27 protein-coding genes are annotated in these 26812 nt (G+C 51.1%); 3 read left to right on the plus strand and 24 right to left on the minus strand.

All coding sequences use genetic code 11. The features are described 5' to 3' along the window. Positions 1 to 196 precede the first annotated feature (196 nt). The 8 genes from EYB31_RS08780 to EYB31_RS08815 all read right to left on the minus strand — a co-directional run bounded on the left by EYB31_RS08780 (position 197) and on the right by EYB31_RS08815 (position 8667). Positions 197 to 862: a DnaD domain-containing protein gene (locus EYB31_RS08780; protein WP_131012938.1), complete on the minus strand. Its 666-nt coding sequence runs from the start codon at positions 860 to 862 to the stop codon at positions 197 to 199. A gap of 29 nt (positions 863 to 891) precedes the next feature. After that, the gene (asnS, locus tag EYB31_RS08785) at positions 892 to 2187 is read right to left on the minus strand and encodes an asparagine--tRNA ligase (RefSeq protein ID WP_131012939.1); all 1296 of its coding nucleotides are present in this window, start codon (positions 2185 to 2187) and stop codon (positions 892 to 894) included. A gap of 42 nt (positions 2188 to 2229) precedes the next feature. Then, positions 2230 to 3435, minus strand: coding sequence for an acetate/propionate family kinase (locus EYB31_RS08790; protein ID WP_131012940.1), 1206 nt, complete (start codon positions 3433 to 3435; stop codon positions 2230 to 2232). Next, positions 3432 to 4307 carry a 3-hydroxyacyl-CoA dehydrogenase family protein gene (locus tag EYB31_RS08795; protein WP_131012941.1) on the minus strand — a complete coding sequence of 292 codons (876 nt, stop codon included), beginning with the start codon at positions 4305 to 4307 and terminating at the stop codon, positions 3432 to 3434. Before EYB31_RS08795 ends, EYB31_RS08790 begins: the two co-directional genes overlap by 4 nt. A gap of 192 nt (positions 4308 to 4499) precedes the next feature. Next, on the minus strand, positions 4500 to 6002 hold the full coding sequence (locus EYB31_RS08800; RefSeq protein ID WP_131012942.1) for an AAA family ATPase: 1503 nt from the start codon (positions 6000 to 6002) through the stop codon (positions 4500 to 4502). Then, positions 5995 to 6528: a hypothetical protein gene (locus tag EYB31_RS08805; RefSeq protein WP_131012943.1), complete on the minus strand. Its 534-nt coding sequence runs from the start codon at positions 6526 to 6528 to the stop codon at positions 5995 to 5997. Before EYB31_RS08805 ends, EYB31_RS08800 begins: the two co-directional genes overlap by 8 nt. Positions 6529 to 6866: 338 nt before the next feature. Next, on the minus strand, positions 6867 to 7358 hold the full coding sequence (locus tag EYB31_RS08810; RefSeq protein WP_131012944.1) for a cell wall elongation regulator TseB-like domain-containing protein: 492 nt from the start codon (positions 7356 to 7358) through the stop codon (positions 6867 to 6869). Between the two features lie 13 nt (positions 7359 to 7371). Further along, entirely contained in the window at positions 7372 to 8667 is a 1296-nt protein-coding gene (locus EYB31_RS08815) for an amidohydrolase (RefSeq protein WP_131012945.1), read from the minus strand. Between the two features lie 274 nt (positions 8668 to 8941). Between EYB31_RS08815 and EYB31_RS08820 the strand changes: the two genes are divergently transcribed. Beyond that, positions 8942 to 9562, plus strand: coding sequence for a DUF47 domain-containing protein (locus EYB31_RS08820; protein WP_131012946.1), 621 nt, complete (start codon positions 8942 to 8944; stop codon positions 9560 to 9562). A 70-nt stretch (positions 9563 to 9632) separates the two neighbouring features. Next, entirely contained in the window at positions 9633 to 10634 is a 1002-nt protein-coding gene (locus tag EYB31_RS08825) for an inorganic phosphate transporter (protein WP_131012947.1), read from the plus strand. A gap of 23 nt (positions 10635 to 10657) precedes the next feature. Here EYB31_RS08825 and EYB31_RS08830 read toward each other — a convergent pair whose 3' ends face one another. The 14 genes from EYB31_RS08830 to EYB31_RS08895 all read right to left on the minus strand — a co-directional run bounded on the left by EYB31_RS08830 (position 10658) and on the right by EYB31_RS08895 (position 24085). Then, positions 10658 to 11281, minus strand: coding sequence for a redox-sensing transcriptional repressor Rex (locus EYB31_RS08830; protein WP_240762237.1), 624 nt, complete (start codon positions 11279 to 11281; stop codon positions 10658 to 10660). Continuing rightward, positions 11278 to 14127: an ATP-dependent DNA helicase DinG gene (gene dinG, locus EYB31_RS08835; RefSeq protein WP_131012949.1), complete on the minus strand. Its 2850-nt coding sequence runs from the start codon at positions 14125 to 14127 to the stop codon at positions 11278 to 11280. Before dinG ends, EYB31_RS08830 begins: the two co-directional genes overlap by 4 nt. Before the next feature lie 76 nt (positions 14128 to 14203). After that, complete coding sequence (locus tag EYB31_RS08840; protein ID WP_131012950.1) at positions 14204 to 14830, minus strand: tetratricopeptide repeat protein; 627 nt, start codon at positions 14828 to 14830, stop codon at positions 14204 to 14206. Positions 14831 to 14896: 66 nt separating this feature from the next. After that, complete coding sequence (gene panD, locus EYB31_RS08845) at positions 14897 to 15280, minus strand: aspartate 1-decarboxylase (protein ID WP_131012951.1); 384 nt, start codon at positions 15278 to 15280, stop codon at positions 14897 to 14899. Positions 15281 to 15283: 3 nt separating this feature from the next. Continuing rightward, complete coding sequence (gene panC / locus EYB31_RS08850; RefSeq protein WP_131012952.1) at positions 15284 to 16147, minus strand: pantoate--beta-alanine ligase; 864 nt, start codon at positions 16145 to 16147, stop codon at positions 15284 to 15286. A gap of 13 nt (positions 16148 to 16160) precedes the next feature. Then, positions 16161 to 17015, minus strand: a complete 855-nt coding sequence (gene panB, locus EYB31_RS08855; RefSeq protein ID WP_131012953.1) for a 3-methyl-2-oxobutanoate hydroxymethyltransferase — start codon at positions 17013 to 17015, stop codon at positions 16161 to 16163. Positions 17016 to 17599: 584 nt separating this feature from the next. Continuing rightward, on the minus strand, positions 17600 to 18568 hold the full coding sequence (locus EYB31_RS08860; RefSeq protein WP_131012954.1) for a biotin--[acetyl-CoA-carboxylase] ligase: 969 nt from the start codon (positions 18566 to 18568) through the stop codon (positions 17600 to 17602). Further along, entirely contained in the window at positions 18565 to 19866 is a 1302-nt protein-coding gene (locus EYB31_RS08865) for a CCA tRNA nucleotidyltransferase (RefSeq protein WP_131012955.1), read from the minus strand. The genes EYB31_RS08860 and EYB31_RS08865 overlap by 4 nt, the downstream gene beginning before the upstream one ends. Before the next feature lie 4 nt (positions 19867 to 19870). Further along, positions 19871 to 21046 carry an N-acetyl-alpha-D-glucosaminyl L-malate synthase BshA gene (bshA, locus tag EYB31_RS08870; RefSeq protein WP_131012956.1) on the minus strand — a complete coding sequence of 392 codons (1176 nt, stop codon included), beginning with the start codon at positions 21044 to 21046 and terminating at the stop codon, positions 19871 to 19873. A 74-nt stretch (positions 21047 to 21120) separates the two neighbouring features. Continuing rightward, positions 21121 to 21822 (minus strand): bacillithiol biosynthesis deacetylase BshB1, encoded by a 702-nt coding sequence (bshB1, locus tag EYB31_RS08875; protein WP_131012957.1) that lies wholly within the window; start codon positions 21820 to 21822, stop codon positions 21121 to 21123. Further along, positions 21822 to 22247, minus strand: a complete 426-nt coding sequence (locus tag EYB31_RS08880) for a methylglyoxal synthase (RefSeq protein ID WP_131012958.1) — start codon at positions 22245 to 22247, stop codon at positions 21822 to 21824. Before EYB31_RS08880 ends, bshB1 begins: the two co-directional genes overlap by 1 nt. 90 nt (positions 22248 to 22337) lie before the next feature. Continuing rightward, positions 22338 to 23141, minus strand: a complete 804-nt coding sequence (gene dapB / locus EYB31_RS08885) for a 4-hydroxy-tetrahydrodipicolinate reductase (RefSeq protein ID WP_131012959.1) — start codon at positions 23139 to 23141, stop codon at positions 22338 to 22340. A 23-nt stretch (positions 23142 to 23164) separates the two neighbouring features. Continuing rightward, on the minus strand, positions 23165 to 23695 hold the full coding sequence (locus EYB31_RS08890; RefSeq protein WP_240762239.1) for a tetratricopeptide repeat protein: 531 nt from the start codon (positions 23693 to 23695) through the stop codon (positions 23165 to 23167). 51 nt (positions 23696 to 23746) lie between these two features. Then, the gene (locus tag EYB31_RS08895) at positions 23747 to 24085 is read right to left on the minus strand and encodes a nucleotide pyrophosphohydrolase (protein WP_131012961.1); all 339 of its coding nucleotides are present in this window, start codon (positions 24083 to 24085) and stop codon (positions 23747 to 23749) included. 160 nt (positions 24086 to 24245) lie between these two features. Between EYB31_RS08895 and EYB31_RS08900 the strand changes: the two genes are divergently transcribed. Further along, positions 24246 to 25112, plus strand: a complete 867-nt coding sequence (locus tag EYB31_RS08900; RefSeq protein WP_131012962.1) for a YitT family protein — start codon at positions 24246 to 24248, stop codon at positions 25110 to 25112. Here the strand turns inward: EYB31_RS08900 and EYB31_RS08905 are convergent. Next, positions 25109 to 25969: a sporulation protein YpjB gene (locus EYB31_RS08905; RefSeq protein ID WP_165452309.1), complete on the minus strand. Its 861-nt coding sequence runs from the start codon at positions 25967 to 25969 to the stop codon at positions 25109 to 25111. The genes EYB31_RS08900 and EYB31_RS08905 overlap by 4 nt on opposite strands. A 166-nt stretch (positions 25970 to 26135) precedes the next feature. Beyond that, a complete protein-coding gene (locus tag EYB31_RS08910) occupies positions 26136 to 26786 on the minus strand; it encodes a DUF1405 domain-containing protein (RefSeq protein WP_338119921.1) in 651 nt (216 codons plus the stop codon). Positions 26787 to 26812 lie beyond the last annotated feature (26 nt).

Genomic DNA, 26812 nt, shown 5'->3' on the forward strand with positions numbered 1-26812 from the left:
GAAACTTGCGAATTTTTGTTCGAATACGTATACCGGATGAAGCAAGTAACGATGTAAGTTCCAACATGAAAACAAAAGCGGCCTGGTCATGAGCGTATGACCGGCCGCTTCGTTATTTCCCGCATTCAATTCCACGCATTTACACCCTGCACATACGCACACTCAGCCAGTCCACCCTGCGAAATATCCCGCATCCCTATTTCGAACGAAATTTCTGGGCGTGCTCGCGGGCCTGCTGGGCTGTAGCGACACGATTGCGGCTCCAGTCGAGCAAGATGCGGTCGATGTATTTAAAGTGCACCTTGCCGGCGAATACCGCTTCCTTTAATGCCGCAAGTATCAGCTCTTCTTTGTATTGGTCTTTGTCCAGCCAGCTGGAAATCGTCTCCATCTCCATCGGTGTCAGCGGCCGTCCGAATTCATTTTCAAAAATCGAGAAAATATTCCTTCCGGCATCCTGCTGCAGCGCAGCTGCAGCGAGTTGACGCTGCTCGTCCAACCAGCATTCGGCCAATTTATCATACAACGGGGTAAAATTGTACCGTTCATACTGAACGCCCGTCTGGGCGTCCAGCTCTTGATCGATCGCAATCACACCCGCCTTCAGCAGCTTTTGCAAGGCGGCGATGACCGCTTCGGGACCAATCGACATCCGTGACTGCAGCTCGTCCAGTGTGGGGAATTCCTTGCCTTCTTTTTCCCCAAAAGCAATTACGTGAATGAGCAGCATCGCGTCGGTTTCGGTCAGCTTCAGTTTTTTGTACATTTTTAAAAGCAGATAAGGGATCCCTGCGGACCCCATCTGCAATGCGGCGATAAAGCCGCTTTTCGCCTTATTCCAACCGGCGGTATGTTCTTTCATGCAACCCACCTCTTTCTTTACTGCGGGCCTTAAGGATAAAGCCGGTACAACAACCGCGGGAACGGAATCGTTTCTCTGACATGATCCAAACCGCAGATCCAAGCAACGGTTCTTTCCAGACCCAGACCGAAGCCGGAGTGTGGAACAGAGCCGTATTTGCGTAAATCCAAATACCACTGATAAGCTTCCTTCGACAGATTGTGCTCCTGGAACCGCTGTTCCATCAATTCCGGATCGTCGATGCGCTGGCTGCCTCCGATAATTTCGCCATACCCTTCCGGTGCGATCATATCGGCGCACAAGACAACTTCCGGACGGTCCGGATCGGGTTTCATATAAAATGCTTTAAAGCTTGTCGGGTATTTGGTAATAAACACCGGCTTGTCATATGCCTCGGCAATCGCCGTCTCATGCGGCGCTCCGAAATCTTCGCCCCATTCGAATTCCACGCCTTGTTTTTGCAAAAACTCGACGGCTTCGTCGTATGAAATGCGCGGGAACGGCGCAACGATCTTCTCCAGCTTGGAGGTGTCCCGCTCCAGCACCTTGAGCTCTGCGGCGCAGTTCTGCAGCACCGATTGTATGATATGGGATACGAATTGCTCCTGCACCTCAAGGTTCTCTTCATGATCGACAAACGCCATCTCCGGTTCGATCATCCAGAATTCGATCAGATGCCGGCGTGTTTTCGATTTTTCCGCTCTGAAGGTCGGCCCGAACGAATACACCTTGCCCAGTGCCATAGCCGCTGCTTCCATATATAGCTGGCCGCTTTGCGTCAAATAAGCGTCCTCGTCAAAATATTTGGTGTGGAACAGATTGGTGGTCCCTTCGCAGGATGATGGTGTTAATATCGGCGGATCAACAAGATGAAACCCGCGTTCGTCAAAAAACTGCTGAATCGCGCGAATGATTTGCGAGCGCACGACAAGAATCGCCCGCTGGCGCGGACTGCGGATCCACAGATGGCGGTGATCCATCAAAAAGTCGACGCCATGCTCCTTGGGAGCAATCGGATATTCGCTGGATATTTGAATAATTTCAAGCCCGGTGACCGTCAGCTCGTAGCCGCTTTGACTGCGCGGTTCCTCGCGTACCGTACCGGTGACATACAGCGAGCTTTCCTGGGTAAGATGACTTGCCGCTTCCCAAATTTGCTCGCCGACTTCATTTTTGACAAGCACGGCTTGGATAAATCCGGAACCGTCGCGCAGCTGCAAAAACTGGATTTTACCGCTGGACCGTTTATTGTGCAGCCAGCAGCCGATCGTAACCTGGTCGCCGACATGGCGGTTTACTTCCCCAATCATACATTTTCCACTCATCTGCCGCCCTCCTGTTACTTTAAAACTTATTTCCATTATACACTAATTTGGCTGATTCAATAACGCATGAGCTTCGCGGGCGATCACAAGCTCTTCGTTGGTCGGAATCACGAGTACGGCGACACGGGATGCCGGAGATGAAATCAGCCGCTCACTGCCGGAACGCTGCGCATTTAACTCATCGTCCAGCTCAATGCCCATAAACGTTAGATTATCGCATACGGCTTTGCGTAATATCGCCGAATTTTCCCCGACGCCTGCGGTAAATACTAGCACATCCAGCCCGTTCATCGCCGCGGCATATGCGCCGATATATTTACGCAGCCGGTATTCGTACATTTGGAAAGCAAGCTCCGCTTTCGAATCGCCGTCTTGCATGGCCTGCTGAATTTCCCTCATATCACTCGACGTTCCGGAGATAGCCATCAGACCGCTATGTTTATTGAGCATGGAATTGACTTCATTTAAGGTCAGCTCCTCCTTGCTCATCGCAAAAGGCACGATAGCCGGATCGATATCGCCGCTGCGCGTCCCCATCATCAAACCTTCCAGCGGGGTCATGCCCATGCTTGTATCCAGCGATTTGCCTCCGAGCACAGCCGTACAGCTCGCGCCGTTGCCGATATGGCATGTAATCATTTTCAGCTGCTCAAGCGGTTTGCCAAGAAAAGCGGCAGCATGTTTGCTGACATAATCGTGAGATGTGCCGTGAAAACCGTAACGGCGGATTTTATGACGTTTATACAAAACCATAGGTATCGGATACAAATAAGATAATGGCGGCATCGTTTGATGAAATGCGGTATCGAACGTCACGGTCTGCGAAACTTCCGGAATATTCGCCTCAACAGCGGTGATCCCAAGCAAATGCGCGGGATTGTGCAGCGGGGCCAGGTCGAACAATTGCTTGATTTCCCGCTTTACTTCCTCGTTTACAATCACGGTTCCCTTAAAGCTTTCCCCGCCGTGAACGACGCGGTGCCCTACAGCATCAATTTCGTTAACCGATTTCAAAACCCCGGTATCGGGATCGACAATCGAAGCAAGCACTTTGCGGATTGCCGTCGTGTGGTCCAATATTTCACTGACCTCGCGCAGCTCCGGGCCATTCTCGGGTTCATAGGTCAAAATCGCGGTTTCCATGCCGATCCGCTCCACTTTGCCTTTGGCCAAAACAGATTCGTCATGCATTCTGTAAAGCTGAAACTTCAGCGACGAACTTCCCGCATTAATGACAAGTATTTTCATAGTATCCGGTCACCGTCCTTGTCATACTTAAAGAAACCTTCTCCGGTTTTGACCCCAAGCTGTCCCGCTCTGACCATCTGTTTAAGCATCGCCGCAGGGCGGTATTTCAAGTCTCCGAATTCGCGGAACATCCGCTCCATAGCGGCCATCACCGAGTCCAACCCAAAGCGGTCCGCCATCTCCAGCGGGCCGTAATGAAAACTGTAGCCGATACGCATCGCATTATCAATATCTTCGGCGGCAGCCACCCGTTCGGAGAGCACATGCAGCGCTTCATTAATCAACACGCATATTAATCGTGTCGTCACATAACCCGGAGATTCATAGACTTGAATTCCATGTTTCTCAATGGTCTCGGTCACAAATTGCCGAGTCGCCAGGAACGTTTCTTCCGAGGTCTTGAGCCCGCGGATAATTTCTACGAGGTCAATTTTCGCAACCGGAGGCAAAAAGTGAATCCCGATAACCCTCTCCGGGTGCTTGGTTACCGCCGCGAGCTCCGTTAAGCTGAGCGTGGATGTGTTGCTGGCGAGAATAACCTTGCGCGGGCATAGTTCATCCAGCTGGCAGAACAGCGCTTTCTTTAATTCCAAATCCTCAGTGATCGACTCAATGACCATATCGCAATCGGCAAGCCCGCTATAGTCGGTAACTTTATGTATCTTCGAGAGCAGCAGCTTTTTCTCCGCTGCCGTAATCGCCCACTTTACCATTTGCTTGTCGAGACTCGAACCAATTTGCTCCCAAGCTTCCTCCAGCTTCTCCGGAGTCCGTTCCATCAGCAGCACTTCCAACCCTTTGGCCGCAAGCATTTCTGCAATGCCTTGTCCCATCGTGCCGGCACCAAGCACACCGATTTTTTTCATCGCCATCACAAAGCACCACCTTTTATCTCTATTTGCCCTCACTGGTATAATACATAAATAACAGGCGCTTTGCAGTGATGAATCATACAATAAAAAGCACCACATTATAGTATACACCAAGACCCCCCCTGTTGAAAAAGACGCAAAAAAAAGCTCCGCCTCCAGCAAATGGAATCAGGCGGAGCTTCTTAACCTATTTTAGGCCAGCTGCAAGTTGGAAGCGGACAACAGCTCGCGGAACTGATCGCCGGAAAGCACTTCTTCCTGAATCAAGATGTCCAGCGATTGTTCGAATACGGCGCGGTGCTGTTGAAGCAGCTCTCTAGTCGAATTGGTGAGCATTTCTAGGATCGCCGCATTTTCTTTCATCAGTTCCTCTTTGGTGACCATCTGCCGGTCTATGATTCCCAAATTGGTCAAACCGCAATCCATCATCGTATGCACCAGATTAAGCGCCTGCTCGAAATCGTTGCGTGAGCCGGTGCTGCGCCCGCCGTAAAACATCTCTTCCGCCGCGGCGCCACCCAGCGCAATCATAATCTGCTGCTCCAAGTGCTCCTTCGTATACAGGTATTGGTCCTGCTGCGGATTGTGACGCACATAACCAAGCGCCTTGCCGCGCGGGCTTAAAGCAACCTGAGAGACGGAGCCCGGTCGTACCGTCTCGGCTACAATCGCATGGCCTAACTCATGTAGCGCCACGCGGTCGCGTTCTTCCTTGGTCGATTCGCGGTCCGTCTTCTCGCCCATCATCACTTTATCGACGGCAAGAGACAGGTGACGCTGCTCGATATGGCTCACTTCGTCGCGCATCGCATAAATCGCCGCTTCGTTCATGACGCTTTCCAGTTGAGCGCCGGAGAAACCGAAAGTTTCCTCGGCGACATGCTCAAGCTCAACTGCCTCTGCAATCGGCTTGTTTTTGCTGTGAATGTTCAAGATGTGCAGACGCCCCTTTTTATCCGGCAAATCAACTTCGATATGACGGTCAAAACGTCCAGGGCGAAGCAGCGCACTGTCGAGCATTTCCTTGCGGTTAGTGGCCGCGACAATCAGCACACGCGGCGATTCGCTGGTATGAATACCATCCATTTCGGTCAACAGCTGGTTTAACGTCTGATCGTATTCGCGATGCTGACCGCCGTCGCGTTTGCCGCCAATAACGTCGATCTCATCGATGAAAATAATCGCACTTTCCTTGTTTTCCTTTTGGGCGCGGGTACGAGCCTCTTTGAACAGGTCGCGGATGCGGCTTGCCCCTACGCCGACATACATCTCCACAAACTCACTGCCGGCGGCAGCCATAAACACGGAGTTCGTATAATGCGCCGCGGCTTTCGCCATCAGCGTTTTACCAGTCCCCGGAGGGCCTGTCAGCAATATCCCTTTCAGCGGACGAATGCCCAGCTTCTGAATTTCATCATAACGGATCAAAAAGTCCAAAGCTTCTTTCAGCTCTTTTTTTGCGCGGTCTTGGCCGCCGATTTCCTCAAATGTGAGAAACGAAGGAGCGCGCGGTTTACCGCGCCGGTCGCCTCCACCAACTCCCATCGTGCCGCCGCGCATACGTGTCATAAAGAAGAGAGACCCTAGCAATACGGTCATAAAAATAAGCGGAATGACATTAACGCCGACAAACGCAAGAAACACCAAAATGACAGGCACAATTCCAATGAGTATCTCTTTACCGTACTTACTCATTTGGCCACACTCCTATCTTGGCAGGCGTACGCGGTAAAATCACAAACTTGCTTTGTGTGCCGTCCGTGATGCGAATATATACGTTTTTATCGTCCATTTGCGTATCTGTTTGTAAACCGTTCACTTGTTTGGCTTTATCCTGCAATGTTGCCGGAATATCGGAATAATGTTTGGTTTCCATCGCCTGAGCTACATCAAATAACACCGAAGACCACCACTGATCCAAGGCCGGTACGGAATCATTCGTCACTTTAACGGACAATTCTTTTTTCCCTAATATCGAAGCACCGTCGGTTGTGATTTTGTGAACTATTTCACGAAGGTTGGCGTCTGAATTCAGCTTCAGATCGATATCCGCCTCGCTGCTGGTCAGCGTCATGCCTGCCGACTGTACTCCGGGTGCGGACGTAATGATTTTATTTAAAGGATTTTCCATAGCCAAACTTTGATAAGTAAAATACCCCCCAAACAATACAACCGCACTGATACAGACGGTTACTAAGACAGGTAAGAGACGTAACTTCATAAAGCAACGTCCCCCTTTCTTGTTATTGTATTTTCATTATAAATGACTTAGCTTAAAATTCGCTGAAGTGAGATTTGCCAATGTTTTGCTGCCCAATCGCAGTATCGAAATCGGAGTCGGTTGGATTCCATCGGCGATAACTTGCTTGCCGATATACGAAAGTATAACACACGCTCCCCGCGAATGCTGATGTAATGTGTGGAAAAAAAGCCGGACCTGCGCTCAGGAGGCCACTGAAAAGGTGAACGCTGATGCTTCTCCAGCATGATTTCGCTCACTTAAGCTGCTTTTTCAGTGGCCTCACTGTTCAGAGGCCCGGCTTTCTTAAATATTTGATTTTATTGGAGGCTCAGCCGGTACGTATCGATCAGCGAGCCGTCCGTAAATGCGTAATAATTATAAAAGAAATGTTCTCCGCCATCCGCGGGCTTTTTGTAAAAGGCTTCCCAAACCAGCTGATCGTCCAATTTGCCCGGCGTCACTCGGAGCAGACTGGCCTCCGGATCGGCGGCCGTCAGCGATTGCTCGACTTGTTCCTGGGTTACGCCGTCGGAAGCCATCTCCGTGATGACCTCGTCTTCGCTTACCCACACAATGACAGGATGCCCGATTTTATCTTCTCCCTGAATGACCGTATATTGCTTATTGGAGATAAACCGGTCAACTTTGACAGGTTTGACAAGCACCGTCTTCTCGTATGCGGTATTAACGGCATCCCTGTAAGTGGCCCATTCGTCTTCGTGAATAAGAGAGAAAAACTTCAACCCCAGAAGAACAAACGCTACAATAAAAATGGCGGAACCGATTCCTATTTTATGCTTCAGCTTCATGAAAAACGCCGCCTTATGACGAGGTCAGCCGTTCAAAGCATGCCTGAGCTTCGTATTTGATCTTCTCTTCATCCAAAGTCAAACACTCGCCGCCGCGGACAATCCATTGACCATCCACACACACGTCCGTTACGTCTTTGGCCGAAGCCGAATAAATCATGTGGGAAATATAGTTGGTTTTCGGATAAAAATGCGGCTGATCGATATCCACGGCGATCAGATCGGCCTTCATGCCGGGAACAAGCTGACCTACTTCATGAAGCCAAATCGACTTGGCTCCATCGATTGTCCCCATTTGCAGCGCTTCGAATGCCGGAACCGCAACTGGATCTCCGGATACGCCTTTGTGAAGCAAAGCGGCAAGACGCATTTCTTCGAACATATCCAAATTGTTGTTGCTTGCCGAGCTGTCCGTACCCAGCGATACAAGCACACCCGCTTTGCGCAGCTCAGGAACTCTTGCAATGCCGCTGGCCAGTTTCAAGTTGCTGCCCGGGTTATGGGATACACGCACGTCATAACGTGCGAGCGTTGCGATCTCCTCGTCGGTCAGATGAACGCCATGTGCGACAAGTGTCGGTCTGGCAAACATGCCAAGCTTCTCAAGGTGAGCAACCGGGCGCAAACCGTACTGTTCTTCATTCTCCTGCACTTCTCTTCTTGATTCGGACATATGCGTATGGATCGGCAGGTTCAGATCATGAGCCGCTTGAACGATACGTTCGATATAATCTGGAGGACAGGTGTAAGGCGCATGCGGCGACATCATCGTGGTGATGCGGCCGTTAGCTTTGCCGTGCCAGTCTTTGGCGAACTGCACCGCTTCTTTAAGCTTGGCATCCTGCACATCGGGCGGACATAAGCCGATCACGCCGCGCGTCAGGCACGCTCTCATTCCCGATTGCTCAACAGCCTGCGCCACTTCGTTCATATGATCGTACATATCTACGAATGTGGTTGTGCCGCCTTTTACCATCTCCAAAATCGACAACTCGGTACCAAATCGAACGTCCTCAGCCGTAAACTTCCCTTCGATCGGCCACATTTTTTCCTGCAGCCATACCTGCAGCGCCAGATCGTCGCCATAACCCCGAAGCAGAGACATCGCGGCGTGACAATGCGTATTTACAAGACCGGGCATAAATAACTTGCCTGTTCCGTCTATCACTTCATCGTATTGATCGAGCGGCTGGTTCGGCGTACTGCCGATATAAGTAATGCGGTCATCTTGTATTTCCAAACAGCCCGTTACAACCTGCGTGTCCGCCATCGTGATAAACGTGCCGTTCTTAATTAATGTCGTTTTCATATATGATTTCCGTACCTCTCTTCTGCAATATGTAATAATGTAGAAAATAATTGAAGCGCAAGTCGACATCCTTTTTAACTGTACAACTTCAAGGTGACAAAATCAAGGCAAATTCCCCCAACCCGCTGCAAACTCACATAATCATGTTCCGTCATCATAATGGTTAAACTATGATTGCAAAACGTCCGATTTGTATGGTATTTTTATCTTTGTGTTCTTTTGGCTTTTCATTACATAATCGTTAAAATTAAAGGAACGAAACGGGGGAAATGCAATGCTTTTTGCCAAAAAAACCGACACCGATTTTTTGCTGCTGTTAATAAAATCGGCGGAAAATTGTTTGCTGGCCGCTCAAACATTCCGAAACGCGATGATGGGGAGTGAGCCGCCTGCAACCTTTTATCCTGAGCTCAGAGAGCTGGAGCATAAAGGCGACCAAATCACTCACCAAATATTTAAGGGGCTTAACAAAACGTTTATCACCCCTCTCGACCGTGAAGACATCATGGAGCTTGCGGCAAAGCTGGATGATGTGATGGACGGCATTGAAGCTACAATCGCCCGCTTCGATTACATGAACGTACAGAAAACAGATAAGTTCATGCAAGATTTCTCCGCAGTGCTCGTTCAGTCGTGCCAGCACATTTTGGATGCGTTTAAGCTTTTACCGCGCAAAAAATATATGCAGATTACGGAACATTCGGTACAGATCAACAGCCTTGAGAATGAAGGCGATACGTTGATGCGCGAAGGAATCCGTCAAATCTTCCTTCATCCTACCGATCCTTACACCGACTTTAAGTTAAAAGAAATATACGAACGGCTTGAGCAGACAACAGACGCCTGTGAAGATGTAGCCAATATTCTCGAAAGCGTCGTATTGCGCTACTCTTAATGGAAACTTCACGATGTGCATCTGTAACCGCAGTTAAGCTCTCCTAACGGAAGCTCTCAGGAGGAAAAACATGCTCACCTTACTTATCTTCATCGTTGTACTCGCGCTGGTATTCGATTTTATTAACGGATTTCACGATACGGCCAACGCCATTGCGACTTCCATCTCGACACGAGCGCTTACGCCTAAAACCGCCGTTATTATGGCCGCGGTGCTTAATTTTCTGGGAGCGGTATTTTCTTCCGAGGTGGCCAAAACCGTAGGCGGTAAAATCGCCAATCCCGCCGTTATTCCCAATGGCCTTATGATTGTCATCGCTACGCTGTTTGCAGCGATCGCCTGGAATTTAATTACGTGGTACTTTGGCATCCCTTCCTCATCTTCCCATACGCTGATCGGCTCCTTAGCCGGGGCGGTCGTTGCCGGAGCCGGATGGGGCGCTGTCAATTGGTCCGGTTTTAAAGAAATTATTTTAATCCTTGTACTTTCTCCGATTGTCGCTTTTGCCACCGGTTTTCTCATTATGTGGATTCTCAAGCAGATTATTATGGCCAAAGGAAACAGCTCGCGCACGAAATTCAACCGCTTGTTTCGCACACTGCAAGTGTTCTCAGCCGCATTGTTGTCTTTTTCTCATGGCGGCAACGATGCGCAAAAAGCGATGGGCATTATCGTTTTCGCATTAGTCGCTACCGGTGTTCAAACCGATCTTGACGTCCCCTTATGGGTAAAGCTGCTCGCTGCGACGGCCATGGGTCTTGGATCTTCCATCGGGGGCTGGCGCATTATCAATACCGTCAGCAAAAAGCTAATCAAAATCGAACCGATCAACGGTTTCGCTTCCGACTTGAATTCATCGATTATCATTCAAGCATCTACTGCAATGGGCATGCCTTTATCGACAACACACGTCATCTCGTCTTCGATTATCGGCACGGGCAGCGTGATCAGGTTTTACGATGTCAAATGGTCTGTAGTAACAAAAATGGTAACGACCTGGGTCATTACCATTCCGATCAGCATGGCGCTGGCGTATGTGCTGTGCAAAATCCTATTCGGCTTGTTCCATTAAGAAGGGACAAGCTTTTTTGTTGTCTACTTTTCTAGATAATACGCTAAACTTTGCAGTTCTGCGGTTAAATCGGCATGATGTACTCTCACGGTCAGCGGCACTTTAATTATGATCGGAGCAAAATTCAGAATTCCCTCCACGCCGGCCTCGACAAATTGATTGGCGACATTTTGCGCTTCCGCCGCGGGTACGGTAATAATCCCGATTCTTACCTGATGTTTGCGGATCGCCTCGCCTAACTCGCGCATCGGCTGCACGGTCAAATTATTAAGCGAGCCGCCGATTTTCCGTTCATCCGCATCAAAGACGGCAACGATTTTCATATTATCATGCATGTAGGCATTATAATTGCTGAGCGCCCTGCCCAAGTTGCCGGTGCCGACAAGAGCGACCGGAATGAGCTTATCAAGCTTTAAAATTTGCCGGATTTTTTCGATCAGGTATCCGACATCGTAGCCGATTCCCTTTTTGCCGAATTCCCCGAAATAAGCGAGATCCTTGCGGATTTGGGCCGGGTTTAAGTCCAGCTTTTGGCCCAAGTCCTGGGATGAGACGGTGTGTACATTTTTTACATTTAGTTCGTTCAAAAAGCGCAAATAAATCGGCAGTCTGCGAACAACCGCCTCTGATATTTTTGGAGTTTTCATCCTCCTGTTTCCCCCATCCATTGCTTGATCCTTGAAACGAGCTGACTTGTCGGCATATGTTCTATTTTGGGACCCGGAAGCGAGTACAGAAAATGCTTGCCGTAACTCGTATCGATCACGCGTGTATCGTAAATAATAACGATCCCTTTATCTCCGGATGTCCGGACAAGCCGGCCAAAGCCTTGTTTAAACCGGATCACCGCTTGCGGAACGGACAGCTTCATAAACGGATTGAGGTTCATCTTTTTGATATGCTCGATCTTTGCTTCCACAAGTGGGTGATTCGGCGGTTGAAACGGCAATCTGACAATCGCGAGGCAGCTGAGCGCATTGCCCGGTATGTCTACGCCTTCCCAGAAGCTGCTTGTTCCGAGCAGCACCGATGACGGGTAACTTTGGAACATGCGTGTCAGCTTGCTGCGGTTGCTGCTGTCGACGCCTTGTCCGAGCACGTGAATGCCATGAGGCTCCAGCCGTTCCTTAAGCCCTGCGTGCGCCGCTTTCAGCATCCGGTTGGACGTAAACAGCACCAGCATGCGTCCATTCATTTCAACGGCCACCTCGGCCAAGGAGTCGACGAGCTTCTCGACAAATACCGCCTCGCTGCCTGCGCCTTTAATGCTCGGAAAATCGCGGGGTATGACGACCAAAGCCTGCTGCCTGTAATTAAACGGAGACGGCAGCTGCACGGTTTTCACCTTAGTTTGCTCTTCGGTTTTGAGGCCTAACAGCTCGCTGGTATACTCAAACGATTTATTCACCGAAAGTGTAGCGGAGGTCATCACAATAGATTCCTTCGGTTCGAAAAAATATTCCCGCAGCAGAGGGCTGACATCAATCGGCACACTCGTAATTTGCAGCGATTTGGCTTTGCCGTGGGGACTTGCCTCCATCCAATACACATACCCCTCTTCAGGCATGTTCATGAAGAAATGAAGCGCGTCCTTATGCTGCGACAGCTCTTTGCCGATACCGCCCAGATCGGTTACGAAGCTTTGCACCTCGTATTCCTCTTGAACTTCCTTCAGCTCAAGCAGCAGCTTATCCAGCTGTTTTCCCAAATCTCCCAGGTTCAAATATATATTTTGTTCGATTCCTTGCAGCGTAGGCCAAATGGAAGGCAGCCGCTCCTTTTTGATCCGTAATACGGGCTGGCCCATCTCCGATTGTCCGAGATCGTTGTTCATCGCGAGCAGTTGGTACAGCTGCTCCGTCAGCATATCCCAATCTTCTTTCAACTGCACGATTTTGGGGATCAGTTTGTCGATCACGCCACACCAGCCCGAAGCCAACTCCCCTTCATGTTTCTGCAGCCGCTGGCGCAAATGCGACAGCTGCCCGCTCCGGCTGTCCTTGTACAGCCACAAGAGCGCCCCTACAAGCGCCGCATAATGCAGCTCAATGCCAAAGTGCTTGCTCGCCACTTCCTCGAAATGATGAGCCTCGTCGATGACCAGGTGCTTATAGGCCGGCAAAATCCGGTTTTCCGCCCGGACATCGGTAAACAGCAGCGAATGATTCGTAATGATTGCATCGGCGTTGTTCGCTCTGTAGCGCGCCCGGTGATAGAAACATTTTTTAAACCACGGGCAAGAACGGTTTAAGCAGGAATCGGCGTCGCTTGCCACCGTATGCCAGAACTGCGGCCCTCTGTTGCCGAAATGCAGCTCTTCTTCATCCCCGGTTTCCGTCTCTCCCAGCCAAACGAGCATCTGCCCGGCAGTCAGGCGGTCTTCCTTGCTATATTCAAAATCCAACGTATTGATTTTATGCTCAAATTTGCGCAAGCACAAATAATGGCTTCTTCCTTTAAGTACGGCCGCTTCAAACGGCGCCGGAAAAATATCGTGAAGCAGCGGCAAGTCCCGCTCTTTCAGCTGCTCCTGCAAATTGATCGTATGTGTGCTGACGACGATTTTTTTGTCCTGCTTCATGCCATAATACAACGCGGGAATCAAGTAACCAAGCGATTTTCCCGTGCCCGTGCCGGCTTCGATCATCAGGTGGCGGCTCGCCTGAAACGCATCTTCAACCTCCTGAAGCATGATAACTTGGGATTCCCGTTCTTCATACGTTTCAAATTTGGTCTTCAGATTGTTTCGCAGATCGTCGTAAAAATCGTTAAAATTGCTTCCCAGCCTGCTTGCTTCATCCGCAGTACGCTCCCGCTTCTCTTCGTCCCAGTCATCGACATTTAAAGCAAACTGGCGAAAATATACTGCATTGTCGACCGCTTCTGAAGAATGAGCTTCCTTAAATAAGCGGATTTCCTCCAGGAACCATCCCATGTCGTTTGCTTCCGCCTGGTACAGCGTACACAGGCGCTGCAGCGTGAGCAGCGGCAGCTCCAGCAGCCGCTGCATGCATTTCAGCCACAGCAGCGCCGTCACTTCGGCATCGCTGTCCGCTTGATGCGGGCGCTCATGCACGATATCCAGCGCATCGCAGGCGAGGCTCAGCTGCAGGCTGGACATGCCCGGAAACAGCATGCGCAGCGCATCCATCGTATCCAGCACTCTGCCGTCATACGGAAAATAACCGTGATCGTCGAGCGCTTTTTGCAGAAAAGCGAGGTCGAATCCGGCGTTGTGCGCCACGAGTACCGAGTCCGACAAAAGCGGAACCATCTCGGAGACGACTTGATCCATCCGCGGCGCATCCGCCACCATCTCATCGGTAATGCCCGTAAGCGCAGTAATAGAAGAAGGTATACCGATCCCCGGGTTCACGAGGGAAGTATACCTGTCCGAAATTTGAAATTGATCTATAATGACAAGGCCGACTTGAATGATCTCGTCATTCGATCCGCTGCCCGTCGTTTCAAAGTCAAGCACTGCAAATTTCATCTTATTCCCTAAACCCCTTCTGAAAATGCTCTTCCTTTAAGCATACCAAAAAGAGTCGGCTTATGGGAATATAATTTTATTCAAGCATAAACTCCAGTTTTCCTTTATGCTCGTAACAAAGTCCCATTGAAAATAACGGCTCGATCACAGCGGGGTCGCTTTTATAAGCCTTTCTGAAGTACTCGTAAGCTTTTTCCAAGTTGCGCCTTAACATATGAATGCAACCCATAGCATTGTAAGAGATGGCTTTCATTTGGGCATTTTCGGAAATATGGATCAATAAATGAAACAGCCGGTATGCCTCTGACGTATCTCCTTTTTGCAAAAAGCTCATTCCCAAATACACTCTGGCGAGCAGAAAATCGGGTTCGCTGCGCACAATCCCTTCAAATTCGCGGATCGCCTCATCGTACATATTCAGCTTATAATAACCTTGTCCCCGCTGGAACAGCTCCGAATGCTTGCCGGACAACTCAACATCTGGAGCTTGCTTCTCGACTTCGTGTTCTTCGGTTCGGTGTTGCAAATACTTGCCCATTTTTTCTTCGAACAACAGCCACTGCTCAATGCAAACATCGCTCATCCCCCGCAAAATACGGAGCTTTTCGTCCATTTCAGCTCTTTGGGCATATGTGGCTGAAGCGTAGTCGGCGATAATTTCGTCAAGCACCTCATTCATTGAAGCGAACAATGGATTAAACACGGAAGCATCCCACCTTATGCTCAAGGTTATCTTCATTGTTTGCGTGAGGCCGACATTTCATGCGTCTTACAGTACGGTGGAATGGATTTCTTCTTTAATTACGCTGACAATCTTATTATTTTCCCCGATAATGGCGATGTTCGGATGATGTTTTCTTGCTTCCTCGTCTGTCATCATGGCATAAGAAATAATGATAACCGTATCTCCGGGATGGACAAGTCTCGCCGCAGCGCCGTTCAGACAGATGACGCCGGAGCCGCGCGCACCGGGTATAATATAAGTTTCAAAACGCGCGCCGTTGTTATTGTTGACGATCTGCACCTTCTCGCTGGGCAGCATATCGACAGCGTCAAGCAGGTCTTCGTCAATCGTAATGCTGCCGACGTAGTTTAAATTGGCTTCCGTCACCGTAGCGCGGTGTATTTTGGCTTTCATCATCGTTCTGAACATAAATTAACTCCCCATTTCTACAATAACATTGTCGATCAATCGCGTTGTTCCGAATTTTACGGCAAGGGCAACGATCAACGATTCCGGAGCGGCTCCTGATTCGACAGGCTCTAACCCGGGATAAGTCAATATTTCCACATAATCGATCCGTCCCAGCGGCGCTTCGGAAATATGCCGGATCACACGCTCTTTTACTTCATCCGCAGGCAGCCGGTCCGTGGCAATCCACTGCTCGGCTAACCGGAGCGACGAAGACAACACCAGCGCTTGTTTTCTTTCCTCTGCGCTTAAATATACATTACGCGAGCTTAAAGCAAGACCGTCCTCTTCCCTGAGCGTCGGACACGGCACCACCGTGATGTCCATATTCAGGTCGTCGACCATCTGGCGAATCACCGCAATCTGCTGAGCATCCTTCATCCCGAAAAATACTTTATTAGGTTTCACAATGTTAAACAGCTTCGAAACGACGGTCGCCACGCCGTCAAAATGTCCCGGCCGCGAAGCGCCGCATAACCGTTCCGTTACTCCGGCAACGCTAACCGCCGTTTTGATTTTGCGCGGATACATCTCCGATACTTCCGGCAAAAATACGATATCCACACCGGCTTGCTCCGCCAGCTTCAAATCCCGCTCATGGTCGCGCGGATATTTATCGAAATCTTCATTGGGCCCAAATTGCAGCGGATTGACAAAAATGCTCAGCACCACAATATCGGTTTGCTTGCGCGCGGCCTCCATCAAGCTGGCGTGTCCGGCATGCAAATATCCCATAGTCGGAACGAAACCCACGCTGGTGTCAGATTGGTTGCCCTTCAATTGTTTGATCGTTTGCCGCAGCTCATTGATCTGTTTCACGACACGCATAACTGCACTCTCCTTATGCTTTACCGCCGCCGTATACCGGCTGCTGCAGCTCTTGTTCGATATGAAACGCATGTTCCGGAGCAGGGAAACTTCGCTCCTTCACTTCACGAACATACTGGGAAATGCCGCTGCGGATCGTTTCGCCGATATTGGCATACGTTTTGACAAACTTCTTAGGAAAAGGATCAGCCGTGTAACCGAGCACATCGTGAAATACCAAAACTTGTCCGTCGGTCACTGCCCCGGCGCCGATGCCGATGGTTGGTATCGATATCGAGCCGGTGATCAGCTCGGCAATCTCTTCTGTCATGAGCTCCAAGACGATCGAAAATGCTCCTGCTTGCTCTAATGCCTTCGCGTCGTCAAGCAGCTTTTGCGCTTGTTTGGAATTTTTCCCTTGCACTTTATATCCGCCGATCATATGAATCGATTGAGGGGTTAAGCCGATATGCGCCATAACCGGTATGCCCGCGTTGACGCAAGCTTCGACAGCGCCGGCAATTTCCGCGCCGCCTTCCATCTTAACCGCCTTAGCAAGACCCTCCTGCATAATACGGGAGGCGCCGCGTAATGTATGGTCCACACTTCCGTGATAAGTGGCAAAAGGCATATCCGTTACGACAAACGTCGACGGCGCGCCGCGGGTCACAGCTCTCGAATGATACACCATATCGTCGATCGTAACCGGAACGGTCGATTCGTAGCCCAATACCACATTGCCAAGCGAATCACCGACTAGGATAACGTCGACGCCCGCTTCTTCGGCCAGCCGGGCCGACGGGTAATCATAGGCGGTAATGACGGTAATCGGAACGCGGTCCTGTTTCATTTTTCTGAATCGGGTTAAGTTTAGAGCTTTCTTTTCCATGCCGGTACCCCTTTCTTTGCGGGCAAAAAGCTTTGCCTCACAGTCCCTTTTAGTATTCGTTCCGCCGCCCAATATGAACCGAAAATGAAAAAAAACCTTATTAGCCCACAGCTAAAAGGTCCTGTCGTCAAAAAGGAATCGTTCGCTCCTTCTGTCTCGGTCCGATTGGCTCAGAGCAGAATCCGTATCCACTTGCAAAAAAAACGGCTCAGAGTACAATTCCCCATGGGATATCGTCTCCTTGCCGCCATTATAACAAACTTTTGCCAAAAGGAACAGACCTTTTGTGCGAAGTTTGTCGTCGATCTGCGATAAAAAATATGCCGATCCACGCACTCAAGCGCAGGTGCCGCCGATGCTAAGCGAAGCGATAGCAAAGCACACCTAACGCGCGAACTCGTGGCACTCAGCCGCTTCACGCGTCACCCCGCCGAGCGAAAAACGCGGGTGTGCCCAATGCTGAGCGAAGCGACTGCAAGGGCTCACCATGCGCGTGGGCACGAGGCACATATGCTCTCCACCGAGCGGGGTCCCGGGGTGCCTGAACGCCCGGGAGTCCCCCTTGGGGGATTGAGGGGGAAAACTCAACGAAGTTCGACTTCTCCGGAGTACACTTTAATCCGTTCACCGGAATGAAGCACCACGGAAAGCGCGCCGGAATCGTCGATCGATTCGGCATACCCCTCCACGTACTCTCCGCCTTTCTGGCAGCGGATTCTGCGGTGGAGCGATACGGACAACGCTTCCCAAAGCAGGCGGATCGGAGCAAAACCCTGCTCATGATACAGCTCGTACAGCTCCTCAAACTGCTGCAGAAAGCTGGAGATCAGCACCTCCCTGTCCACAGGCTGGCCTGATTCGATCCGCAGCGAGGTCGCTACATCTCTTAATTCTTCCGGGAAATGCTCGGGCTCCAAATTTGCGGTAATACCGATCCCTGCGACGATATAACGGAGCCGTTCGTCCTCGGCGCTTGTTTCCAGCAGGATGCCGCTAATTTTTTTACCGTCGATCAGCAAGTCGTTGGGCCATTTGATGCCAGCTTCCACTTTGACCGTTTGCCGGATCGCCCGGCATAACGCCACAGCCGCCAGCAACGTCAGCTGCGGGGTAAAATGCAAGGGCACGCGGGGTCTGAGCAGCAGGCTCATCCAGATGCCTTTGCCTTTTGGCGAATGCCAGCGGCGGCCCATACGTCCGCGGCCGGCGGTCTGCCGTTCGGCGATCACCAGATGGCCCTCTTCCGCCCCTTGCTCGGCAAACTGATGGGCCAGTGTTTGAGTGGAGTCGATCTCATCCACGTAATGGATCGTACGGCCCAACGTTTTGGTGGCGAGCATGCTCTTCAAGGACGGAATATCCAATTTCTCCGGCCGGCCAATTAGACGGTAACCTCTGCGCGGCACCGCCTCGAACATATAACCTTGCTGCCGCAATATTTCGATATGTTTCCATATCGCGGTTCGGCTGCAGTTCAGCTTTTCGCTGAGCTGCTCTCCCGACAGAAATTGGTCCGGATGTTGTTCAAACAACGCTATGATTTGTTCGTTCATGAGTTATTCATCATCTCTTCATATAGGCTTGATGCCGCCGCAAGCAGCGGCTGTTTTTCATTCGGAAGCGATTCGAGCGCCGTTTGCTCAAGCAGCCTCTGCAGCAGCTTGCCGACCCACGGGCCGGGCCGTTGACCGATATGGGCCACCAGCTCGGTACCGGTGATGCGCAATCCGTTCACATCGGCGGCAGGCATTTCACTGAGCCACGCTTCGCCATAAGAAGCAAATACGCGGCGGCACGCGGCGGTATACGGCTCCGGTTGAGCGCCGGCTTCCGCATCCAGCTCATACACCCGGATCAAATCCCGCAGCGCTTCGCCGGTATATCGCAGCGCCGCCTTTTTCCACAGCGGCGCAAGCAAGGCGGCTCGTTCACGATCCGCTGCGGGTAAAACAGCCAGGCCATCTAACAAATACCGGTCCGCTTCCACTCTTTTGGCAACTTGTTCCGCTTTCTGCTTAGGGAACGTCAATGTCAGCATGTCTTCACGCACCAAGCTGTGATCGGAGCCTGCGGCCATAAATACATAAGTCCAGCGGCACAGGTCCGCATCCAGCCGGGTCAGCTCTTTCATACGCGCCACAGCTTGCTTGCTTAACGGCAGGTGAAGCGGCATTTTCAGCTGCGTCACAATCCCGCTGTCGGCAAGCAGCTGCAGTCCGCGGTTCGGATGACCGCCTTCGACCATCCGTTCCAGCTCGGCGCGTACCCGTTCCATGGCAATATGCCTCAGCAGCGGTGCAAGCTCCAGCAGTGCCTGCCAAGTCGCAGCGTCGATATGCAGTTCATACTCCGCGGCAAACCGCACGCAGCGCAGCATCCGCAGCGCATCTTCGCGGAACCGCTCATGCGGCAGCCCGACACAACGAAGCGTTCGCTGCGCAATGTCCGTTTGGCCGCCAAACGGGTCCACCAGACGCCCGTCCGCATCCATCGCCATCGCATTCATCGTGAAATCGCGGCGTTTCAGATCTTCAAGCAGATCGTCGACAAATTCGACCTCCGCCGGTCTGCGGTACTGCACGTAGTCCGATTCCTTGCGGAACGTCGTGACCTCATAAGGCGTCTTGCCCAGCATCACCGTAACGGTGCCATGCTGAAGCCCCGTCGGCACGGTTCGCGTGAATAACGCCTGCACCTGCTCAGGCAAAGCGGACGTAGCGATATCGATATCTTTGATCGGTTTGCCAAGCACGGTGTCCCTGACGTATCCGCCCACCATATAAGCGGCAAATCCGCTTTGCTGCAGCGTCCGGACGACCTGCTGCGCGCCTTTTATCAGTTCAGTCTGCATTGCTTTACCCCATACAGCTCATTTTATCCGGCGCCAGCTCCGCCGGTTTCATCCGTCCCAACACGCGATAATAAATATCCTCGTATTCGGCCGTGATCAATTCGTTGCAGAACGTCGTGCGAGCGCGGTGCAGACACGCTTTTTTGATCGTGTCGTAGAGCTTTTCGTCACGAAGCATCAACTTGGCATAGGCCGCCATCTTCTCGACATCTCCGATGTCGGCCAAAAATCCGGTCTCGCCATGCGTAATCAACTCCGGAATGCCGCCGGCGTTGGAGGCGATCGTTGGCACGCCGCAAGCCATCGCTTCGAGCGCCACAAGACCGAAGCTCTCCTTCTCCGAAGGCAGCAGCATAATGTCCGCAAGCGAAAGCAGCTGCGCCACATCGTCCTGTTTCCCGCAGAACGTCACTTTGTCGAGCAGGCCAAGCTCCTTCACCCGGCAGTGCACTTTCGACAGATCCGGTCCTTCGCCGACAAACAACAACCGCGAAGGAATGTCTTGACTGACCAAAGCGAAAGTTTCCACTACGTCGAGCACACGCTTAACGGGACGGAAGTTGGAGATATGGATCATAATTTTCTCGTCCGGCTTGGCAAACTCTTTGCGCAAGCTCGCCACATCCCGCGGGTAGTAGACCCGTTTATCGACAAAATTGTAAGCCAGATCGATCGGCTTATCAATCGCCAGCAGCTCCCGCGTTTCCCTGATTAAATCTTCCGATACCGCCGTCACGGCGTCGCTGCGATTGATCGCAAAACGGATCAGATCTTTCAGCGATTCATCGTGAGCCAGCACCGTAATGTCGGTTCCGTGCAGCGTCGTAACGACCTTGAGGTTAGAGCCGACCATCTGCTGGGCGATCAACGCACATACGGCATGCGGTATCGCATAATGCACATGCAGCAGATCCAGCCCTTCCATTTGCGCTACCTGCGCCAGCTTGCTGGCCAGCGATAAGTCGTAAGGGGGATATTTAAACACGTAATAGTCGTTAACTTCCACCTCGTGGTAAAAAATGTTCTTATCGAATTTACCCAGACGAAACGGCATGCTGTGCGTAATAAAATGGACTTCGTGCCCTTTCTCGGCAAGCAGTTTGCCGAGTTCCGTAGCGACGACCCCGGACCCTCCCAAAGTCGGATAACACGTGATGCCAATTTTTAATCTATCTTTCACTTTTCACACCTCATCTCGCGGGTTTCCTGATGATCTTATCTTATAGTGCAAGTTCAAAAAGCCGGCTTTTTGAACTACCTCTTAAGAAACAAATCGACTGCGTACGGCAGCTTTGTAACAAACCCTTCGGCATAATCGACGCCCCGTTTTTGCCCCAGCATGCGGTCCCTTGCCTCAACCCTCTCCAAGTAACCTTGGTTCAGCGGTGTCTTTACCGTGTCCGCTCCGCTGGATTCGAACTGCGTGCGGTATGCTTTCAGTGACTCTGTTTTATCGGCATAGCAGGCGGTCACATCGACCAATAGGTCCGCTTCATATGTATCGTTAATAAAGTAAAAATATGTATGTTGTACGGTATGTGCCGCCAGCTCCGGCATATATTTGCGCAGCTTGGCGTTAAATACAGCTTCCTGAAGCAACTGGCTGCAGGCAATATGGTCGGGATGCCGGTCCTGCCAATAAGGCGCAAACACCAGCTTCGGGCGCATGTTGCGGATTTCCGCCACGATGGCTTCGATCTGCTCCTTGCCGCCCGTTAACCCGCGGTCCGGCATGCCCAGATTGGAACGATAAGCCAGCCCCAGCTTCTCCGACGCCGCGGCGGCTTCCAGCTGCCGTGTTTCAACGGTGCCGTTGGAAGACATCTCCGCCCGCGTCAAATCGCAAATGCCCACTCGTAAACCCGCCAAAACGTGCTTGCGGATCGTGCCGGCCATGCCGATCTCGGCATCGTCCGGATGCGCGCCAAAAACAAGAATATCAAGCTGCTGTTCCACTATTCATCAACACCCGGTTTATATTTGTGAACAAGCTCGCGCCAAGCGAAATCTCCGCGGTCCATCGCCTTGACCAAAATTTCCGCAGTCGCTATGTTCGTAGCGACGGGAATCCCCTGCACATCGCATAAGCGAAGCAAAGCGATAATGTCGGGCTCATGCGGCTGAGCCATCAGCGGGTCGCGCAAAAACACGATTAAATCCAGATCGTTGGTTGCCACCATCGCCCCGATCTGCTGGTCCCCGCCAAGCGGTCCGGACATAAAGCGGTGAACGCTTAAGTCTGTATTTTCCATAATTCGTGTTCCCGTCGTTCCTGTAGCGAACAATTGGCATTTCGCAAACACCGTTTCGTATGCCGTAACAAAATTGACCATCTCTTCTTTTTTTCGGTCATGCGCAATCAGCGCAACCTTCATCGTCATGCCTCTCGCTCCTCTCTAGCAACAAGGACAAAGAGCCTCAGCGCTTTGTCCTTTCCTATCCTAATCAGCTGTCTAACCGGTCAGCGGCCGTTAATCGACAAAATGCTCAAAACCGTATGTAATGCCTGTCAGTTCCATTACTTTCTTAACAGCCAGATTAACACCCGGCATATATCCGGCCCGTTCATACGAATCGTGTCTGATTTTCAACGTTTGTCCATAACCGCCGAAAATCACTTCCTGCTGCGCAAAAACACCCGGCAATCGAACGCTATGTATTCTGAAGCCATTATAATATCCGCCGCGCGAACCTTCGATCGTTTCCTCTTCCTTCGGGTTGCCTTGACGGAACTCCGGGCGGTTCTGAACGATTTGTTCGGCTGTTTTGATCGCTGTTCCCGAAGGGGCATCGAGCTTCTGATCGCCGTGATATTCAATAATCTCTACATGCGGCATATGCTTTGCCGCTTGCGCGGCAAATTTCATCATCAGGATCGCTCCAATGGAAAAGTTAGGTGCGATGATGCCGCCGATGCCTTGCTCTTTACACAGCTTGTCCAACTCCTCGATATCTTCCGGCGTAAAGCCGGTTGTTCCGATGACCGGACGAACCTTGTGCTTAATCGCTAACTTAGCATTGGAAATAACGGATTGCGGCGTCGTAAAATCAACGATCACATCCGGCTTCGCTTCGACTAAAGCCAGCTCCAGATCAGATTTCACTTCGACGCCGCAGCGCTCCATCCCAACCATGCTTCCGGCGTCGATGCCTTCGGACGAACGGCTGACCGCAGCGACGAGCTGCAAAGTCTCGTCGGACAACACCATTTTGACAACTTCGCGTCCCATTCTACCGTTTGCTCCAGCTACGGCTACCTTGATTAATTGAGTCAATTGGACCAGTTCCTTTCCTACGTCTATACGGTGAAATGGTTGTTTTTATTCCCTTGCTGCCGTTTGTTCTCGTACCTTGCCAACAGCCGATTGCCCGTAGTGTGCTGCGGGTCAAGCCGCAACACTTCACTTATGGCAAGTATAGCCGGGTCGTATTCCCCAAGCCGTTCGTACGTAATGCCAAGCAGCAAATAGGCTTCCAGCAGAAGCGGATCCAATGTAATCGCCGTCTTCAGCCAAACGATACAATCCGGCAGCCGGTCGTTGGATTGCTGCAGCTGCTTCTCGGCTTTCTGTACAAGCTCCTTAGCCTGCAAAATATTTAAATGAATGCGGTAATAGGCGTCTTCCGGCTCCAATTGGACGGCCATGTCGGCGTGTTTGATCGCTTCGCGCAGCTTATTGCTTCTTGCATACGTAATGGACAGCTTATAATGAAAAGACGCATTATCCGGCTCCCGGTCAATCGCAAGGCCAAACCACGCGATCGCCTGCTCGAAGTCGCCTGCCAAGATGGCTTCATACGCCTTCTGTATTTCCTTGGTTCCTGCCAATCGCACCATCCTCCTCCCGTAAAAAAAGGGTGATGGTACAGCATATGTAGGTTATTCGGAATCGGTGTTAATTTTCGTCCACCTGTTCGCATCGCGGGTATTGAACTTATGCATCACCTTTTCGTGCGCTTCGGTTAGATCGATGCCCAGCGAATTGGCGAAACAGATCGTGATGAACAAAATATCGCCTAGCTCCAGTGCTATAGAGCTGTCTTCTTCGTCCGCTTTTTTCCGTTTCGGTCCAAACTCGTGGTTGACCTCGCGGGCCAGCTCGCCTACCTCTTCCGACATCCGGGCCATTAAGGCAAGGGGACTGAAATAACCTTCTTTAAACTGCGATATGTACGCATCGACTTCTTGCTGCAAGCTCTTCAGAGAGCGTTCTGTCATACGATTACCTGCCTTCCCCAAAGGATTACACAAATTACATGTTATCGTAAAGACGAAGCAATGACAAATTTTTTTTGGAGAAAAAGAAAATACAGGTATAAGGAATCGCCGTGCGATTCATCATACCTGTGAGAGTCTGTCATGATAAGGAGGAAATTACATGGAGGGCCAAGGGCTGGAGCGGCTTAAATCGATCATCCCCATCATGCTGGGAACGGCCATTTATGCATTTGGCCTCCACTATTTCGTCATTTCCAATGAACTGATGGAAGGCGGCATTACGGGCATCGCCCTGATCCTGCATTACGTGCTTCATATTCCGCCGTCCTACAGCACACTTGCGATCAACATCCCTTTGTTTTATATCGGCCTCAAAGTGTTCGGCAAGGAAGCCATGTTGTACTCCATTATCGGCACTTTATCGCTTTCGTTTTTTTTATGGCTTATGGAGCTGCTGATCGCCCGCGGCTGGATTGTGCCCTTTCAGAGCAGGCAGGATTACTTCCTGGCCACCGCTTACGCCGGTGTCACAATCGGCATCGGACTCGGACTTGTGTTTAGATACGGCGGCACCACGGGCGGTTCCGACATCATCGCGCGCATCGGCCAAAAATACAAAGGCTGGAGTATGGGGCAGATGATATTGATGTTTGACATCGCCGTCATCGGGTCGTCGTTGTTTTTTATCCCCAAGGAAAAAGTGCTGTACACGTTTGTTGCCGTCTTTATCGCTTCTAAAACAATCGATCTGATCATCGAAGGGGCTTATTCCGCCAAAGCGTTCACGATCATTACCGACAACGCGGAAAAGCTGGCGCGCGTCATCATGCAGCAATTGGACCGGGGAGCCACCATCATGCCCGCCATCGGGGCTTACTCCGGCAAACATAAACATATCGTGTATTGCGTCGTCTACCGTTATGAGATGAAGCTGCTCAAAGATCTTGTGCGAACAAACGACCCGGCGGCTTTTATCATTATCGGCGAAGTGCAGGATGTTCTCGGAGAGGGCTTTAAAAACGATTAACCCGCATGTTCGTCTTTGCGTTTGACCGCCCTTACGCCTTGGTCCTTCTGCAGCATTCTCCAAGCGGCATATACCATGGCGGCAACAATAAACGAAGCGATCCCTATGGACCAGATAATCGGTTTCTCATCGTCCACAATCGGCAAATAAGCCGGTTTTTCTTTCTTCATAAACAGCTCGTCCAGCGTCTGGCGGATGTGCGGCACAACGGAAAGCACCGGCTGAAAAGGCGCTTGTGCCGTCATTTGCGATTTTACAAATACGATCAGCGAGTCCATCTTCTCCACCTCTGCCGGCGTGCGGGACATGACGATCGGCGTGCGAACGATTCCGTAATGCGAATCCAACTGGCCTGCAAACCGCTGCAAATCGCCCTTGTTTGCTTCTTTCGCCGCTTTCTCCAATCCGTCCGTATCCGTCTGCAGCACTTTATAGTACTGGTGCCACATCGGATCATGGGGCGATTTCAGCGCGTCCACGGCAAGCCGCACCTTGGCGGCAGCGGTTCGTCCTTCGTCCGGTACGGCTTGGACCGAATTAAACGAGCGTTTGGCCTGGGTAACGGTTTCCGTAAAGGCATGCAGGCCCTCCACCGAGGTCATGCCGCTGAAATCGATTTGCGCGATTTGGTCGCTCATCTGATCCAGCAGCTCCCTGCCACCCGCCATATCGCCTTTCACCACTTTGTTGAACATTTCCTCCGCCAGTTGATCCAATCTCTCCATTTTGCCGGACTGCGCTTTTATTTTCACGGCGTCCTGCTCCTTCTGCTCAATACGTTGCCCGCAGCCGGACAACAATACAAGCAGCATAAGGCCGGTCAAAAAAAGCCGCTTTCCTTTTCCCGAAACAAACATGGACATCCCCTCCCCATGCAAACCGGAACATGGCCGGTCCAGGCGCTGCCGCGGCCTTAGCCGCAGTTTGGCTGCCTGTCCTCCATATTCGCGAAATTTGCAGCTATTCCGTGGTGATCGCACGGACAAAAGCATCTATTCCCATAGTATGGGGGGATGTCCACTTTTAGACCCGGTTTCGCCTCCATATTATCGAAACCAAGGCGATGCCAAGACTGACTATGCTCATAATAACGGTGAATTTGCAGATCGTTCGAAGATCGTCGAGCAGCCGCTGAGGCAGCCAAGGAAATACGCCTTGACCGTAATCCATATAATCATTGCCAAGCGCCCACAGCGCCACTACGGCCAGCGCCCCGTAGCCAAAACGGTAAAATGACACGTAGAGCAGCGCCTCCACCGCCATACCCAAATGCGAGACGACCAGCATCCAATCCTTCCATGTGGTGACGTCGCCTTTGGCAGCTGCGGCAAAAATCATCGTAACCGCCCAAATGCCATACTTAAAGGAAGTTACCAGCGCAAAAGCTTCGATAAACGCTCTGACCGGGTGAACCGTCTTTTTTTGCGTGCCATAGGAATACCGCCTCCGGTTGTCAAACAGCAGGAAACCGATAACGGCCGTAAAAAACAAGCTGGCCGTCGGACTGTCCGGCACAAACGGCAGCATCCATTCGGGATTGTTGTCAAGCGTATAAGCCAGCTGATCGCCATACCACATATACCCGTATATCGTTCCGAGAAAATTCACCCAAAACAGTCCCCATAACATCAGAGGGCTGGATAAAAACGCTTTCGAGAAATAATACCTGAACAATTGATCATCCCCTGTTTGCTAGGCAG

The sequence above is a fragment of the Paenibacillus thalictri genome, assembly GCF_004307995.1.
Classification (GTDB): domain Bacteria; phylum Bacillota; class Bacilli; order Paenibacillales; family NBRC-103111; genus Paenibacillus_AF; species Paenibacillus_AF thalictri.